Source organism: Rahnella victoriana, from assembly GCF_004330295.1.
GTDB lineage: Bacteria > Pseudomonadota > Gammaproteobacteria > Enterobacterales > Enterobacteriaceae > Rahnella > Rahnella victoriana.
In genome coordinates this window covers 1-16,800 of sequence record NZ_SJOJ01000042.1, presented here as the reverse complement: position 1 = coordinate 16,800, position 16,800 = coordinate 1, and the positions used below count along the sequence as shown (strand labels likewise).

The following is a 16,800-nucleotide window of genomic DNA, read 5'->3' as shown; positions in this document are numbered from 1 at the left end:
ACTGAAAATACATTCTTATTTTACGGATGCAGCATGATATTTACTCACCGCACCATAATCATCTATGTATCTGAAGCGTACCGCTGAATTTTCTTTTTTATCAAAATGAGCAAAAGGAATATTGATATGACTGAAAGGGGCAATCATGCCATCATCAGGTAAATTGTCTTCCCGTCGCCCATCGTTATATTTCAATTCAGTCAGTGTGATATACAAGGGAGACCGGTTTTCTATGCGAAGCAGCGATTTGTTATTTTCGGTGGCGTGAGAAAAAGATAATCTCGTGATGGCCTCTCTGCTGGTGAGTTTCCCAATTGCAGGAGGACGATAGAAAACTTTGATCCGGGTGCGTATTGCCATCTGCAACGTATGACTCCCTTCAACCTTTGACATTTCGGGCGGAATTTCAAGGACATTGAGCCAGAACAGTGACTCGGCATTTGCCTGTCTGGAGAGATTCTCACCCGTATACAGTACGCGTATCCCCAGTGAACTTTTAGGTTCAAGTCTTGAGACCGGTGGCAACACAATAAAGGGAACCTGAATATGTTCAGGCTTCTTTTCCGCATCATCTTTATCAATCCAGAACTGCATGAGTGCAGGTTTAATCCCTTCATTTATCAGAGTAAACGATTCATCAAGAGAGTGAGAGGTGAATATTAACCGGGTCCGGTTTATATACGTTTCACTTATTCCCGGATGAAGGAATGATGCCCAGAGCATTATACACAGAGGCAGTGACGTTATGATTTTCATGGGGAATAACAACTCTTTTTTAATTATTTATACTTCAGCGTAAAAGTCACGGCACCACTTACATTCCCTGAAGAGACCGTATTTTCGGTCTGATACAAACCGACCCTGAGGGGGATCGCATAGTTCGCGTTAGCCGCGCTGGAATTATAATCCGCCAACAAATAGTCGGTATTGAATGTCACCGGAACATCCTGATCATTCAGCATTTGTAATCCGACTCCGGCAGCCGTTGACGTGCTGTCCAATGCAAACACACCCTGCGAACTGTTTTTAATCGCTGTCGTTGGCGTAAACGAATAGCTGATACTGGCCAGCCCGGCCGGGCACTGGGTGAAATTGAGTTTAAAATCCGTGCGGGAGGTTGTGTAACCCGGGCCGCTGAATTCTGACCGGGCTGCGGGGGGCAATGTAACATCCACGTTGGGCGTCGTGCAGGTTCCCCCCGTCGCAATAATGGCGGCTCCGTTCGCAAACTGCGCGATCATATAGGTGCCACTGCCCTGTTCGGAGGCTCCTCCATAAGTTTGATAATGGCGCATGTACATCGGGTCGAAAAGCGGTGTCGGGCCAGCACTCAGCGACGTTGCCGTCTTAACAAAACGGATCTGTACATCAACACCGACATTAAAGGACTTTCCGCTGTAATAGGTGACAGGGAAAAGTTCCGCGGGTATTTGAAAGATCCCCGGCGCCACGGTCAGCGGGTACCACACGCTGGTCTGTCCCTTTACCGTATAGCGCCAGCGGGAGATATAACCAAGGCCGGATTTTACGGTCGTATTGTAAACACTGTAAGTCTGGCCTTCCGTCGATATAGCATTCCAGATGGGATAAGGGGGATAGCCCAGCACAGCCATCTGCGGTGAAATGGTCTGAGCGGTATTTCTTTGAGCGCACGTCCATGCCGTCGGATTCGAAGAGGTCATCCACCCCCCCAGCAAATCACCCTCCTTCGCATCTTTACCCACCTGAATGACGGTAGAAGCAAAATACTGGTAAACACCGTTTGTCCGGTTGCAATCAACCCAACTGCCTTCCGCCCGGACCTGAGCATTCATTCCGGCAAACATGAATGCGACAAAGAAGATCGCTCTGAAGATTTTGCCCATGTCATTTTTCCCTGATTATAGGCATACCACGTCGGCACGCCGCAGATTATCGTCCCTGGTCTGCGTATCATCCGGCAGCCGGTACCTTAACGCGCAACGCTGCGCCGGATTTATCCAGAGACAGGCTGGAATTGTTGGTCACAGTGGCTCCGCTGGCATGTTCCGCTTCCACCACCGCCATCGTGTCACCCATAAGAGGTGTGAATACCACGCCATTGCCATAACCGACAGCGCCACCGGACAGCGTCATACCATATTGCTGATAGCCTTGCCCGGCGGAAACACTGCCGCCCAGACGGGTATAAGGGGAATTCCAGTTGCCACTTGCCCCGACGGTATTGCGGGTTTCCGCCGTGGAATAATGGTCGGTATTACCGAAAATGTTATAGGTGTATTGCCGGCTTTCTCCCGCCGAACCCGCGATCGCGTTCTGCACCCCCTGATGATCGCGTTCCTGCAGGTAGGTTGAATTGAGGTAAGCTGATGTTTCGCGGTTACCAAGAGGTAAGGAAATCCCCACGGCAATTTTGGTATCCCAGACATTATTGACCAGATCCCTTGTGCGGCTGGCATTGATGTTCAGATTGAACCACGTAAACGTATTGGTGTAGCCGATCTGATACTCAGTATCACGTCCGCTTTTATTCCAGTAATCCTGGGTACTGGCACTGAGGTTCATCGTTCCCCAGACATCCGGTAAATCCTGTGTTGCACTGATTTGCGCACGATTCTTACGATTGATACTGCCGGAATAACCGGTATTTCCTGACTGGTTTTGCTCATACCGCATCAGCATCGCATCATCAATGCTGTAATAACCTGCACTTGAATAGCGGTAATTCGCCAGCGTGATGTGGGTGTTGATCACCGGCAGGATTTTTGAGAAGGCCACACTGACACTCTGTCCTTCTTTTTCGATGTCATTTCGCAACTGTGTACGCGCATGGGTTATATCCGCAGACACTGCCCCCACCGCCATGTTCAGGGCGATACCTCCGGCAATAGACTGGTACTCTTCCCCACCCAGCAGGCCACCGTAACCGGTGATCAAATTGGTAAACCCGTGTCGTAACGATCCCAGCGCAATCAGCGGTTTTTCATACACCGTGGTATTACGGTATGTTCCGGTCATCAGGGTATAGCGTGTGGTGCCCGGTCGCAGTAATTCTGCAATCGATGCATAGGTCACGGTAAAACTGCGTTCGCTGCCATCGGCTTCTTTCAGCGTCACCAGCAGGTCGCCGCCGGTGCCGGTCGGGTAGAGATCATCAATCATAAAAGGACCTGGCGGAACCGTGGTTTCATAAATGCGCATACCGCGCTGGGACACCCGGACCAGCGCATTGGTATTTGCCACGCCACTGATCACCGGCGCGTAACCGCGTTGCGAATCCATAAACATCCGGTCATCTGAAGCCAGCATCGCCCCGCGAAAACCTACACTGTCAAACACCTGTCCTTCGGTCATGGATTCTCCCATCACCAGTTTGCTGCGCAACGGCACTATCGCGCGTTCAAGGTAGGTGCTGGTATTGTCATAGTCCCAACCATTCTCATCGCTCCAGTTAAATGTGCCCCTGTAGCGCAACCGCCAGACATCCCAGTTTATACCGCCCCGCAAACCGAGATATTGTGTCGAGAGATTTTGTGTCTCCGACATTTCGGCATGATAGGCGTTATAGTCATATTCAATTGTCCCCGCCGTGATACCTTTATCCCATAATTCAGGGCTGACATAACCGCGCGCATGACGTAGCAAATAAATCTGCGGAACTTGCACATTGAGACGCTGAGTGGTGACGTCATAACGGCTATCGAGTCCGGTGAGCACGCGCCTGATATCGTTGCAGTAACCTGTGTCTTTAAGTTGTTCCACGATATTGGCATTCAGTTTTTCAATATCGATACCCATTTCAGAAACCAGCCGGATATCAAAACACGCACGGGCAATTTTTGAATCATTATCCGGCAAAGCAAAATTAACCTCGGTTCGCCCTTTCAATTTATCGTTGACATAAAGATCTACCCGATGTTTTCCGGGGGAAACAGGATTACCTTCTGCATATTCACTCACGTCAATAGCGGATCGCAGAAAGGCACTGTTAAATATGACCTCTTTTTGTTCCGCCGGATGAGCATTAAAAACGAATACTGACATTACCCCCACAGCCATTCTCATTAATGTCACTATCAATGAGAACGGTGTTGCATCAGATATTATTCCCCAACACCTGTTCATTAATTGATTCCCCGCCGTAATCATTTATGACGCTGTAAAATAAAGTCTCACCATATAGAGGATGATCCGTGACAGCCTTCAATATGAATTCTATTTTCCCTTCAGGCGCCACCATTCTCTGGTCGAAATGCTCCACGCGTGCGAGGATAGCCGATTTTTTTGATTTTCTGATTTCCAACTTACTGAAGGTAATAAAATAGGGAGAATCATTGGTGAGCGTTAATTTATCGCCGCTGAGTGAGAACCTTAAAGCCTTATACACTTCCACAGGTGACGGATGCAATTTATCAGGCCTGTATAATAGTTTCACCCTCGTGCGGAATGCCATCTGCAACACATTATTCCCTGACTGGATCATCGCCGTTGCTTTGGGCGGCACTTCCAGAAGATTAAACCAAAATAGAGTTTCCCGATCCTGTGGTAATTGCCCGCCCGTCATCATCAGCCTGATGGCTTGCCCTTTTTCAGGGTCAATACGTACCACGGGCGGATTCACCACGAAGGGCACAGTGACCTCACCGGGTCTGGCGTTGGGGTCACCCTTATCCAGCCACATCTGTACAAGATAAGGGTTTTTACCGGTATTCTTTAGCTGGACAACGGCTTCCTTATCCTGTGCATGGAACACAATCCGGGTACCATTGAACACCACTTCTGAGTAGGCTTTATAAGAAAAAATGAAGGCGATTATTACGCTAAGAAATAAAGCTTTTACCATCCCTGAAATCCTCTGTTGTTAATAGGGGGTGAAACTCCTCTTTCACCCCAACATGTGTTACTCGTAAGTCATCGTGTAATCAACTTGCGTAGCGACAGAACCTGCAACGGATTGCGCCGTAGCGTAATAGCGGGCGAAATAATTTAATGTCCCGCTGCCTGCGCTAATGTCCACCGCGATATCATTCTGACCATTTGCAACAGAAGTCCCGGCGATAATGGGATCCATGCTGGCGTTCAGTAATTCAACCTGAACATTTTTTGCGGCATCCGAGACGGTCGAATCAATATTCAGCCGGCCGGTTGTACTGTCGACATATGTCCCCGGTTCAAAATATGTGCTGGCCGTGCCTAATGCGGTGCCGGAACACGCGGTCAGAGAGATATTGAACGGCGTTGCACCGGCAGTTTCACCTAATATTTTCAGACTATTTGATGAAACCGTGGGTAATGTGACCGTTGCATTCTCGGTACCGCCATTCACGGCAATTGAACAGGTGGTATCTGTCACTTTCCCATTAAAGGTAATGGTTCCATCCGCCGCTATTGCCGAAACAGCAAAGGTCGATGTCAGTACCCACGCAAACAATGATATGGCATTTTTTATATCAGGCATCTGTATTTCCCTATATAAGTCAGGAGAGGTCATGGACTAATAATGACAACATCAAAATTTAATAAACCATTCATTAACATGGTAAATGAATGCATGATTACGTCTTATTATTAGACGCGTTCATCATATACCCAAAGTTAAGATTCACAATAATAGTTATTTCCCCTGACAGAGAAATATTTTTACGAAAACAAAAATAATTAGTGAGCCTTGTAAATAACTTCACTAATTTTCATTTATAATAAAGCCGGACATTTCTTATGATATGACCGGCTTTAATGCACTCTTCCACCTGAAAATATATTGATGACAGTGATTAATTACACCGTCGCCAGCCTGAACGCTGATACAGATTGCGTCAGATATAAGACCTGTTCTTCCAGCGACGCGGCGGCGGCCGCTGATTCCTGAACCAGTGCGGCGTTTTGTTGTGTCACGCCATCAATTTCTGTCACCGCCTGTTCAATCTGGCTGATCCCGCGACTTTGTTCATCAGATGCCGTCGAGATGTGTTCCATCAATACATTGACTTGTGTGACGGAAGAAATGATTGCTGAGATGGATTCACCGGTACGTGAGACCTGATCAGACCCCTCGCGGATATTGGTCACCGATTCAGAAATCAGGCTTTCAATTTCTTTTGCTGCCACGGCACTGCGCTGTGCCAGGCTGCGCACTTCGCTGGCCACCACGGCAAATCCGCGCCCCTGTTCGCCCGCGCGCGCGGCTTCGACGGCGGCATTGAGCGCCAGAATATTTGTCTGGAAGGCAATGCTGTTGATCACGCCCGTGATGTCTTCGATTTTTTTCGAGCTGCTGTTAATGCGCCCCATCGTGCCAATCACATCCTGCGCAACTTTCTCACCTGCCCGCGCATTTTGCACCGCTTCACGGGTCAGACTGCTGGCACGGGAGACGTTCTCGGTATTTTGTTTTACCGTCGCGCCCAGTTCTTCCATGCTGGCGGCAGTCTGTGTCAGCGCGGCGGCCTGTTGTTCTGTGCGCGAAGCCAGATCAATATTACCTGCAGAAATTTCCTGTGATGCATGCGCTACCGTATGACTGGTGTCGCGCACCTGCCCGATAATCCGCGTCAGCGACTGACGCATATGTTCCATCGACTGCATCAGCTCTTCGATTTCGCTGCGGGATTTTTCTTTAACCGGCACCGGCGTATCAAGATAGCCTTCTGCAATCTGACGACAATGATCGCGGGAACTCAGCAACGGTGTCAGAACAAAACGTTTCAGTAACACCAGTACACTGATAATGATGATCAGGAATAACAAACCAAAACCGATCGTCAGTCCGATACCCAGTTTGAAGTTGCTTTGCGCATCGCTGTTGAGGTTTCTTGCGTACTGTTCATGCAGCGCCAGCACTTTATCCAGCACGATTTCATACTGACGATCGAGTTTTACCACCACCGGTATCCGCGCTTTGAACGCTGCCTGATCGCCCGCTTTCGCTGCATCGATCAAAGACTGGATACCGTTTTGGCGATAATCCTGATAGGTATTGCGGTATTCCTCGGCCAGCCCGCTTTCACCGGGCAATTTGGGTGCAGCAAGATACGCCTGAAACGCCGCATCGGCTTTGCTGATCACTTCACTGACGCCGTCCAGCGCAGTTTTTGACTGCTGACCGTCGCCATTTTCAATTTCTTTCATATATTCCATCACCCGGACACGGGAGGTCCGGCTGTGGTTTATCGGATCAATAATAGACAGCACCACGCGGATCTCTTTGTTCACGTCATCCAGTGAGTGATTGCTCCGGGTGAGCAGCCAGACGTTCGACAGCATACTGGTGAAAAAGAGGGCAAAAAGCACTACCAGGACAAGCAAAGACGACTTTTTAAGCGACATCGGGAGATTCTCAAAACGGAGCAGGAGTCTGTATATCGGCATTTCACATCAAATGTTTAACATTCCCAGCGCCCTATCTGAAATTTATGGCAGGATGATCGATCGTAGCGGAAATTTACCCGCACGGTCACCGATAAGCGGGACCCTAAAACACTCAGAATATTCAACAAGCGTTCACATTGAGATTTTTAACGCAAGCATTAAAAATGCGAACAAAATCTCATTAAAAATAGTTCCCACATATTTATCGCTATTTATCTCTTCTTCCTTCCAAATAAAAATGTGCAAAATTTCTCATACCCCACACTTCTAACATGACACCTTACACATTCTTTCTGTGAATATTCTTAGGGATTTTAGAGGAAAATTCTTATAAATTAAATGCGTCAGGAAATGAACTCATATGAATTTATCTGCATTCACAGAGTGAATGAGTTATTTATTTTTTGTCACTTCCATAGGAAATTACCATTAAATTTTAAATTTAGCTTAAGTAAAACCCATATACAGCAAGGCCTACGGGCAAGAGCGAAGAAAATTCCTATATATCAACGGAGTTATCTTTTATGTCACCCTCGACCACTAGAAACATTTGGTTACATCATTTGATTATCTATGCAGCAGCGTATTTACCTAAAATATCAGCCACAGGTATTTACCTGCGACTTAACTTTTCAGGTAAATTAAAAACACACTGCGAAATGTTTCTCATAAATATTTTAGTTCGCCGTGACCCTGATTTTCCCGCCGCGTTATACGGGCAAGGATGCAGTTTATGGCAGGGTTGCCAATATCATATTTTAAGAACCATTGGCAGCGTTTATCACTCCATAAATAAGGGATAGGCATGTCTAATAGCTTCCAGAATGAAATTCCGAAAGCGCGCGTCAATATCAAGCTGGATTTACACACCGGCGGCGCACAGAAGAAAGTCGAGTTGCCATTAAAACTGATGGTAATGGGCGATTACAGTAACGGAAAAGAGAACCGCCCGTTATCTGAACGCGAAAAAGTGAACATTAATAAGAATAACTTTAACAGCGTTTTGGCTGAATTCAGCCCGTCACTGAACCTGACCGTAGAAAATACGCTGGCAGGCGATCGCAGTGAAGAGAATGTCGCGCTTAATTTCAATGAAATGAAAGACTTTGAGCCAGAACAGGTTGCCCGTCAGATCCCACAACTGCGCGCCATGCTGGCCATGCGTAACCTCTTACGCGACCTTAAATCCAATCTGCTCGATAACGCCACCTTCCGTAAAGAGCTTGAAACCATTCTGAAAGACCCTTCACTGAGCAATGAACTGCGCAGTGAGCTGAATGCCCTGGCACCTAAGGCGTAATTGCCTCCACTTAACGGATTAATGCGAGATAATGCTTATGTCAGTCAATACTGAAAACTCCTCTGCCAGCCAGACGACGGTTCTGGATCGCCCGGAAACCGGTACGGTATACGCTTCCCTGTTCGATAAAATCAACCTGACACCGGTCTCCTCACTGGGTGACCTGAATGATTTTCAGGATACGTCGGCACTGGCAGATGTTACCGCCGATCAGCGTGTTACCGCCGCTGTACAGGTTTTCCTGGAGCGCCTGAAGTTGTCAGGTCAGACGGTTGAACGTCTGGATAAAACGCTGCTCGACCACCACATTGCCGAACTCGACAGCCAGATCAGCCGTCAGCTGGACGTGGTCATGCATCACCCGGAATTCCAGCGCGTAGAATCCGGCTGGCGTGGTCTGAAGTTCCTGGTTGATCGTACTGATTTCCGCCAGAACGTGAAAATCGAATTGCTTGACGTGTCCAAAGACGATTTACGTCAGGATTTCGAAGATTGCCCTGAAATTGTTCAGAGCGGCCTGTACCGTCATACCTATATTCAGGAATATGACACACCGGGCGGCGAGCCGATCGGTTCTGTGATTTCCAACTACGAGTTTGACGCGTCGGCGCAAGATGTCGCCCTGCTGCGCAACATTTCTAAAGTGTCTGCTGCTGCGCATATGCCATTCGTCGGTGCGGTCGGCCCTAAATTCTTCCTGAAAGATTCGATGGAAGAAGTGGCGGCGATTAAAGATATCGGTAACTACTTTGACCGTGCCGAATACATCAAATGGAAATCCTTCCGTGATTCCGACGACTCCCGCTATATCGGCCTGACAATGCCGCGCGTACTCGGCCGTCTGCCGTATGGCCCGGATACCGTTCCTGTCCGCAGTTTCAACTATGTGGAAGAAGTGAAAGGCCCGGATCACGAGAAATATCTCTGGACCAACGCTGCGTTCGCCTTTGCCGCCAACATGGTGAAAAGCTTCATCAAAAATGGCTGGTGCGTACAAATCCGCGGCCCGCAGGCGGGCGGTGCAGTCACTGATCTGCCAATTCACCTGTACGATCTGGGTACCGGCAATCAGGTGAAAATCCCGTCAGAAGTGATGATCCCTGAAACCCGCGAGTTCGAGTTTGCCAATCTGGGCTTCATCCCGTTGTCTTACTACAAAAACCGTGACTACTCCTGCTTCTTCTCTGCCAACTCCGCACAGAAACCGGCACTGTATGATACGGCTGATGCCACCGCGAACAGCCGCATCAATGCGCGTCTGCCATACATCTTCCTGCTGTCACGCATCGCGCACTACCTGAAACTTATTCAGCGCGAAAACATCGGCACCACCAAAGACCGCCGTCTGCTGGAGCTGGAGCTCAATACCTGGGTTCGCACACTGGTGACTGAGATGACCGATCCGGGCGACGACCTGCAGGCTTCTCATCCGCTGCGTGACGCCAAAGTGACCGTTGAAGATATCGAAGACAACCCGGGCTTCTTCCGCGTGAAACTGTATGCCATTCCGCACTTCCAGGTAGAAGGCATGGACGTGAATCTGTCATTGGTTTCTCAGATGCCTAAAGCTAAGGCATAAGCGGAGAAACGATGAAAATTTATCGCCCATTATGGAGCGACGGGGCCTTTTTGGCCCCGCAACAGTTCCAGCAACAAGCCCGTTGGGATGCTTTTGTATCTGACAGGGTTGCTCATATGGCTCTGGCAAATCCCTGGGGAGTGATTGATGCAACATTCGACATCGGCTCATTAGCCCTTTCCAGGTTAAATGCTTTACGCCTGAAGGTTCGTTTTCCTGATGGGACGCTGATTGATACCGAGCTGGCGGATAATTTGCCTCCGGCTTGCGATTTATCTGCAATTTCTGACCGGGACAACGTTGATGTCGTACTGGCATTACCTCTGCTTTCAGCCAATGGCGGCAATCTGGATGACGGTCAGGACAGTGAACGTCCACGTCGTTGGCAGCAGGAATGGGTCACCGTGCAGGAGTTATCAGGGCATGAACGGACAGAACTGGCTATTCAGCGCCATGCGATAACGCTCCGTTTTGCCCATCAGGAAAACAGCGCGTATCTGACCTGCCCTGTTGTACGTCTTGTGCGTAATGCACAAGGCCAATGGACACCGGATGCAGAGTTCATTCCGCCAATGCTCTCGTTGTCGTCCTCTCCGGCAGTCCTGACGGAACTCGGTGATTTAATTCACCGCCTTCAGGCCCGCCGTCGACGCCTGATGGCGATGCGCCGCGAAAGCAATGAACGAATGGCCGACTTTGCAGTAGCCGACGTATCGTTGTTTTGGTTACTGAACGCTCTGAACAGTGCTGAACCAGTGCTGATGGAGCTTTATCAGTCCCCTGCCCGCCATCCTGAACTGTTCTATCGTGAACTGGTGCGTCTGGCTGGAAGCCTGCTGACGTTTTCCCTCGAGCATAAGGCAGAAGATATTCCTCTGTATCAGCATGATGCGCCGGAAAACGTTTTCCCTCCGCTGTTTACCCTGCTGGATGCCCTGCTCGAAGCCAGTCTGCCATCACGTATGGTCGCGATTGAACTGACGCATGAAGGCCAGTTCTGGACCGGATCGCTGCATGATTCCCGTCTGCGCGACGGCGCTGATTTCTATCTTTCCGTGCGCTCATCCATTCCAAACCACCTGTTGCAAACTCAGTTCCCGCTGCTCTGCAAAGCAGGGAGTTTTGAGGATGTTTCTGACGTGGTCAACGTGGCATTGAATGGTGTCGTAATGAAGGCGCTGTCTCATGTACCGGCCGCCATCCCGTTGCGCCTTGAAAACCAATATTTTGCATTGGACCTGAACAGTCCTGCCGCCCAGGCAATGCTGGATGCTGGAAACTGCGCTTTCTATACCCCAGGTTCACTGGGTGAAATCAAACTTGAACTGTTTGCGGTGTTGCGCTCATGAGCAAGATAAATGGGTCAATTGTTGATGAAGTTTTTTATCCCTGCTGGTTGATGGTCAGCCAGTTGCGTAACGGCCAGAAAATCGAAGACGGCGAGGCTCTTTACCGCCGGGCCTGCGACTGGATTGATGGTGCGAGAGAATCCTTATCACGCGCAGGATTCAGCGAATCTAGTTGCGACCACATGCTTTATACGCAATGTGCCTTATTAGATGAAAGTGTACTTAACCGCCAGGAACCAGATAGTGGAAACACCAAATGGCTTAAAGACCCACTTCAGGCACGCTACTTCAATACTCTGAATGCAGGTGAAGAGTTATGGGAACGTATTCGCAAGGTGCTCCATGAACCTGCTCCTGATATCGCGGTGCTCACCTGCTTTTACCGTGCGCTGACGTTGGGTTTCTCTGGCCGTTATCGCGAACAAGGGGATGAGCGCAGAGAAGATGTGGTTCGCAAGCTAAATCAGTTAGTGCCGCCTTTCACCTCGGCGCAGGAAATGCCCATTGTTTCACGTTCGCTGCGATTGCGCTCCGGACGCAGAACCTATTGGTTTTCATGGGTTGCAGGCATCGTGATTCTGATTGCGCTCTGGTTCGTCCTAAATACGCAACTGACACGTATGGTCTCTCAGTTGACAGGGAACCACTGACGGATGCGCGGATTAACACAGCTAATACTGCTGCTTCTGGCGACCTGTTTGACCTTATGGCTGATTCTCGGCTTCTGGCCGCTCGGCACAGGAAGCCGGATGGCACTGAGCATGCTGGTGGTCATCATGAGTGGTGCTACGGGCTATATTCAGTGGCGTAAAAATCACCGTAATGAAATTGCACATGCACACATTTCGGACGCTGTTCTTCCGCCTGAGGATTTTCAGGGCGCTGTTGTGCTGGTTTGTGGCGACAGTGCTCCGCTGTTCTCCGACTCGGTCCCTTTCCGTGAAACACGTCAGGGCTGGTATCTGCCGGTCACTTTTCCAGAGCACTTGCCTTTGCTGGCACAGCATCTCGCGGCAGAACGCCCGGCGCTAATCGCCCAGATCTCCATTCTTCTGGCCATAGTCCCCGAGCAACATCAGGATAAGGACGACTTCGCACAAAAACTCCATGTCTGGCACCGTGCCATTGTGCAATGCAAAAACTGGCTGGCTGGAATTCCCCCCGTCTGGGTCAGCACCTGGCTATCTCCGCCTGTGGTAACAGACACCCTGGCTGAGCGGTGGTTTACCATCATTCCGGGAAATAAAAACGTTCAGGTTCATGAAGCAGGGGCAGGCGTCATACCGCTGATGGATTGGAGCCAGCAACTGGATATCCGAAACACTCAGGAAAGATTGAGCACGGTCTTCTGGATAGAAAGCCTGCTGCCCTGGCTTGAAACTCACGTCAGCAGCATTCTGACGCGTCAGCAAAGCGATGTCCCCGCGCTGACCCCTTGCGCATGGGGTGCTTGTTTTACACCCATCGCCGGGAGTCTGGACAATCTGTGGCAAGCGCACATAGGTGACGTGACTACACTAACCCCCGGCGTTGTCCATTCGCAAGAATGCCTGCCATTGCCGGAGGTGTTGCTGCCCTATTTGCCGCAACGTCACGGCGTTTCCCGGCTGATGCAAGCCTGTCAGTTGGCAGGGCTGCTATGTGGTGTTTTCCTGCTCTTCGCCCTGCTGGCGTCTTTTGTCAATAACCAACGTCTGGTACAGAGCGTGGGTGACCACCTCGCATTATATAACCGTCTTTCCGGCACGCCATCCTCGCCAAAGATGATTGCTCAGCAACAATTACGCACCGACGCCGGTTTACTGGATGGTTGGCTGCGCAGCGGAGCGCCAATGCGTATGTCATTGGGCTTATATCAGGGGATGCGGCTGATCGCACCACTGGAGACCGCCATCAATAGCTGGACTCCCCCCCCTCCGCCACCACCGGTGATCAATCAAATTGTTCAGGGGCCGAAAACGATCCGGCTAGATTCCCTGTCACTTTTTGACGTGGGTAAATCCGAGCTGAAAACAAGCTCCACCAAAGTGCTGATCAACGCGCTGGTTGGGATCAAAGCCAAACCGGGCTGGCTGATAGTGGTAGCGGGTCACACTGATGACACAGGTGATGATAAATCCAATCAAATGTTGTCACTCAGACGTGCAGAGTCAGTACGCAACTGGATGCGTGATACCGGCGACGTGTCCGAAAGCTGCTTTGCCGTACAGGGTTACGGTGAGAGTCGCCCGATTGCAACAAACGATACACCGGAAGGCCGTGCGGCCAACCGTCGTGTCGAAATCAGTCTGGTGCCACAGGCAGATGCCTGCAAAGCATCAGCAACCCCAAGTTCATCAAATGATTGATGAATGTTTACCTTAGAAATGGAGAACTACCCATGGCAATTCCTGTTTATCTGTGGCTGAAAGACGACGGCGGTGCGGACATTAAAGGTTCCGTAGACGTTAAAGATCGTGAAGGCAGCATCGAAGTGGTTGCGCAGGATCACAACCTGTATATCCCGACCGATAACAACACCGGCAAACTGACGGGTACTCGTATTCACACCCCGTTCCTGTTTACCAAAGAAATCGATTCTTCCAGCCCGTACCTGTACAAAGCAGTGACCACCGGTCAGACCCTGAAATCTGCTGAGTTCAAATGGTATCGCATCAATGACGCGGGCCAGGAAGTTGAGTATTTCAACACCAAACTGGAAAACGTCAAGCTGGTGAAAGTCGCGCCAAAAATGCACGACATCAAAGATCCTGCGATGGAAAAACATAACCACCTCGAAATGATCGAGCTGCGTTACGAAAAAATCACCTGGACCTACAAAGACGGCAACATCATTCATTCCGATTCCTGGAACGAACGTACTACCGCGTAAGACCTTATCAGCAGACGGTTCGCCGTCTGCTGTTTTTGTTTCCTGAGCCGCTTCTGGCGGTTGAGCAAACAAAAACACCACCGGACATCGACCTTATGGGCCTGGGTTTCCTGCAAAGGAAAAGGCTAAGGGCGGTAGCGTACCCACAAAAAGGAATTTAGCATGGAACATCAGTCAGCTGTCTTACTTCGCCGCTTAAATCCGTACTGCGCAAAAGCGCTGGAAGCTGCCGCGACGCTCTGCCAGACCCGCGCCCACAGTGAAATCACCGTCGAACACTGGCTGCTCAAACTGCTGGAACTGGGTGAAGGTGACATTACCGTTCTGGCCCGCCGTTATGAGTGGGACATGGATGCTTTATGGCAAAGCCTGCTGTCACATCTCGATGCCCTGCCGCGTTCCGTGCATTCGCGTCCGCAACTTTCTCAGGATTTACAATCGTTGATGAAAGCGGGCTGGCTGGCTGCATCATTGCAGGATGACAACCAGAGTATCCGCAGCGTGAACCTGCTCGAAGCACTGATGGGGCAGCCGCGTCTGCTGCGCTGCGAGGGCTTGTGGCCGCTGTTCAGCCTGAGCGAAGAACATATCCGCCGCCTGAAACCGGTGCTGGATGCGCTGTCGGAAGAGCGCCCGGAGCTGCAACAACAAGAAAGCCTGAACCGTACCCCTTCGTCGCTTTCCGATGAGGCTGCCAGTCCAAAATCTGATGCAGGCATGAACGGCCAGTCATTAAGTGAAGCCCTGCAGGCCGCGCTGGATAAATTTACGCTGGATGTCACCGCTAAAGCCAAAGCCGGGCAGATTGATCCGGTATTTGGCCGCGACAATGAAATCCGTCAGATGGTCGATATTCTCTCCCGCCGTCGTAAAAACAACCCAATCCTGGTCGGCGAACCGGGGGTGGGCAAAACCGCACTGGTGGAAGGGCTGGCGTTACGCATTGCCGAAGGCAACGTGCCGGACAGCCTGAAAACCGTCAGCCTGCGCACCTTAGACCTCGGTCTGTTGCAGGCCGGTGCCGGTGTGAAAGGTGAGTTTGAGCAGCGTCTGAAAAATGTTATCGATGCCGTACAGCAATCGCCGACGCCGGTGCTGCTGTTCATCGACGAAGCGCACACTATTATTGGCGCGGGCAATCAGGCCGGGGGCGCGGACGCCGCTAACCTGCTGAAACCGGCCCTGGCCCGTGGCGAACTGCGCACCATTGCTGCGACAACATGGAGCGAGTACAAACAGTATTTTGAGCGCGACGCCGCCCTTGAACGCCGCTTTCAGATCGTTAAGGTCGATGAGCCGGACGACGAGATGGCGTGCCTGATGTTACGCGGTCTGAAATCCCGTTACGCGCAACACCACGGCGTACACATCACCGACGAAGCGGTAAAAGCCGCCGTCAGCCTTTCGCGCCGTTATATCACCGGTCGTCAGTTGCCGGACAAAGCCGTCGACCTGTTAGATACCGCTTCTGCCCGTGTACGCATGAGTCTGGATACGCTGCCGGAAGATCTGACCCGTCTGAAGGCGCAAATCACCGCGCTGGAAATGGAAGAGCAGGCACTGCTGGAAGACATCGCGCTGGGCAACAAAACTCATGGCGACCGGCTGGAACAGATTGAACGTCAGACCGACAGCTTAGGCGAACAACTCACCACGCTGGATACGCAATACCATGCAGAGAAAGCCCTGACGCAGCAACTGCTGGAAACCCGTCAGGACATCAGCCGTCAGGCAGAAATCGCCAGCCTGCAACACCATCTGACTGATTTGCAGGGCAACGCCCCGCTGCTGTCGCTGGACGTGGATGTCCGTACCGTCGCCACGGTGATTGCTGACTGGACCGGCGTGCCGCTCACCAGCCTGCTGAAAGATGAGCAGACCGATTTACTGCAACTGGAAAATCACCTGAACAAACGGGTCGTCGGACAGGATCATGCCCTGACCGACATGGCACAACGTCTGCGCGCCGCCAAAACCGGCCTGACGTCTGAGAATGGCCCGCTGGGCGTCTTCCTGCTGGTCGGCCCGAGCGGCGTAGGCAAAACCGAGACCGCCCTTTCCCTTGCCGACTGCCTGTTCGGCGGCGAGAAATCCCTCATTACCATCAACCTCAGCGAGTATCAGGAAGCGCATACCGTCTCCCAACTGAAGGGTTCACCTCCGGGCTACGTCGGTTACGGTCAGGGCGGTATTCTCACCGAAGCCGTGCGTAAACGTCCGTACAGCGTCGTCCTGCTCGATGAAGTGGAAAAAGCCCACCGTGATGTCATCAACCTGTTCTATCAGGTGTTCGACCGCGGCTTTATGCGCGACGGTGAAGGACGTGAAATCGACTTCCGCAATACCGTGATCC

At 50.8% G+C, this 16,800-nt stretch carries 13 protein-coding genes; 7 read left to right on the top strand and 6 right to left on the bottom strand.

From position 1 onward, the window contains the following. Positions 1-15: 15 nt before the first annotated feature. The 6 genes from EYY67_RS23430 to EYY67_RS23405 all read right to left on the bottom strand — a co-directional run bounded on the left by EYY67_RS23430 (position 16) and on the right by EYY67_RS23405 (position 7,305). Positions 16-723, bottom strand: a complete 708-nt coding sequence (locus tag EYY67_RS23430) for a fimbrial biogenesis chaperone (protein ID WP_242675631.1) — start codon at positions 721-723, stop codon at positions 16-18. A 56-nt stretch (positions 724-779) separates the two neighbouring features. After that, complete coding sequence (locus EYY67_RS23425; RefSeq protein ID WP_131694500.1) at positions 780-1,865, bottom strand: fimbrial protein; 1,086 nt, start codon at positions 1,863-1,865, stop codon at positions 780-782. A gap of 67 nt (positions 1,866-1,932) precedes the next feature. Then, positions 1,933-4,023, bottom strand: coding sequence for a fimbria/pilus outer membrane usher protein (locus EYY67_RS23420; protein WP_242675630.1), 2,091 nt, complete (start codon positions 4,021-4,023; stop codon positions 1,933-1,935). A 52-nt stretch (positions 4,024-4,075) separates the two neighbouring features. Further along, the gene (locus tag EYY67_RS23415) at positions 4,076-4,822 is read right to left on the bottom strand and encodes a fimbrial biogenesis chaperone (protein WP_131694498.1); all 747 of its coding nucleotides are present in this window, start codon (positions 4,820-4,822) and stop codon (positions 4,076-4,078) included. 57 nt (positions 4,823-4,879) lie between these two features. After that, entirely contained in the window at positions 4,880-5,437 is a 558-nt protein-coding gene (locus tag EYY67_RS23410; protein ID WP_131694497.1) for a fimbrial protein, read from the bottom strand. A gap of 320 nt (positions 5,438-5,757) precedes the next feature. Then, on the bottom strand, positions 5,758-7,305 hold the full coding sequence (locus EYY67_RS23405; RefSeq protein WP_131694496.1) for a methyl-accepting chemotaxis protein: 1,548 nt from the start codon (positions 7,303-7,305) through the stop codon (positions 5,758-5,760). Between the two features lie 847 nt (positions 7,306-8,152). Between EYY67_RS23405 and tssB the strand changes: the two genes are divergently transcribed. From tssB to tssH, 7 genes are all read left to right on the top strand, one after another. Further along, entirely contained in the window at positions 8,153-8,647 is a 495-nt protein-coding gene (tssB, locus tag EYY67_RS23400) for a type VI secretion system contractile sheath small subunit (protein WP_095925781.1), read from the top strand. A 31-nt stretch (positions 8,648-8,678) separates the two neighbouring features. Next, positions 8,679-10,226: a type VI secretion system contractile sheath large subunit gene (gene tssC / locus EYY67_RS23395; protein WP_095925782.1), complete on the top strand. Its 1,548-nt coding sequence runs from the start codon at positions 8,679-8,681 to the stop codon at positions 10,224-10,226. Between the two features lie 11 nt (positions 10,227-10,237). Next, positions 10,238-11,575, top strand: a complete 1,338-nt coding sequence (gene tssK, locus EYY67_RS23390) for a type VI secretion system baseplate subunit TssK (protein WP_131694495.1) — start codon at positions 10,238-10,240, stop codon at positions 11,573-11,575. After that, positions 11,572-12,225 carry a type VI secretion system protein TssL, short form gene (gene tssL / locus EYY67_RS23385; protein WP_131694494.1) on the top strand — a complete coding sequence of 218 codons (654 nt, stop codon included), beginning with the start codon at positions 11,572-11,574 and terminating at the stop codon, positions 12,223-12,225. Before tssK ends, tssL begins: the two co-directional genes overlap by 4 nt. A 3-nt stretch (positions 12,226-12,228) precedes the next feature. Further along, entirely contained in the window at positions 12,229-13,923 is a 1,695-nt protein-coding gene (locus EYY67_RS23380; protein WP_131694493.1) for an OmpA family protein, read from the top strand. Between the two features lie 32 nt (positions 13,924-13,955). Next, complete coding sequence (hcp, locus tag EYY67_RS23375) at positions 13,956-14,447, top strand: type VI secretion system effector Hcp (RefSeq protein WP_095925785.1); 492 nt, start codon at positions 13,956-13,958, stop codon at positions 14,445-14,447. Between the two features lie 162 nt (positions 14,448-14,609). Continuing rightward, a partial coding sequence (gene tssH / locus EYY67_RS23370) for a type VI secretion system ATPase TssH (protein ID WP_131694492.1) occupies positions 14,610-16,800 on the top strand: 2,191 nt, incomplete at its 3' end.

Bases quoted from the DNA above. Each gene is read 5' to 3' on its own strand.
- EYY67_RS23430 (WP_242675631.1), bottom strand. From the start codon at position 723: ATGCTCTGGGCATCATTCCTTCATCCGGGAATAAGTGAAACGTATATA.
- EYY67_RS23425 (WP_131694500.1), bottom strand. From the start codon at position 1,865: ATGGGCAAAATCTTCAGAGCGATCTTCTTTGTCGCATTCATGTTTGCC.
- EYY67_RS23420 (WP_242675630.1), bottom strand. From the start codon at position 4,023: ATGTCAGTATTCGTTTTTAATGCTCATCCGGCGGAACAAAAAGAGGTC.
- EYY67_RS23415 (WP_131694498.1), bottom strand. From the start codon at position 4,822: ATGGTAAAAGCTTTATTTCTTAGCGTAATAATCGCCTTCATTTTTTCT.
- EYY67_RS23410 (WP_131694497.1), bottom strand. From the start codon at position 5,437: ATGCCTGATATAAAAAATGCCATATCATTGTTTGCGTGGGTACTGACA.
- EYY67_RS23405 (WP_131694496.1), bottom strand. From the start codon at position 7,305: ATGTCGCTTAAAAAGTCGTCTTTGCTTGTCCTGGTAGTGCTTTTTGCC.
- tssB (WP_095925781.1), top strand. From the start codon at position 8,153: ATGTCTAATAGCTTCCAGAATGAAATTCCGAAAGCGCGCGTCAATATC.
- tssC (WP_095925782.1), top strand. From the start codon at position 8,679: ATGCTTATGTCAGTCAATACTGAAAACTCCTCTGCCAGCCAGACGACG.
- tssK (WP_131694495.1), top strand. From the start codon at position 10,238: ATGAAAATTTATCGCCCATTATGGAGCGACGGGGCCTTTTTGGCCCCG.
- tssL (WP_131694494.1), top strand. From the start codon at position 11,572: ATGAGCAAGATAAATGGGTCAATTGTTGATGAAGTTTTTTATCCCTGC.
- EYY67_RS23380 (WP_131694493.1), top strand. From the start codon at position 12,229: ATGCGCGGATTAACACAGCTAATACTGCTGCTTCTGGCGACCTGTTTG.
- hcp (WP_095925785.1), top strand. From the start codon at position 13,956: ATGGCAATTCCTGTTTATCTGTGGCTGAAAGACGACGGCGGTGCGGAC.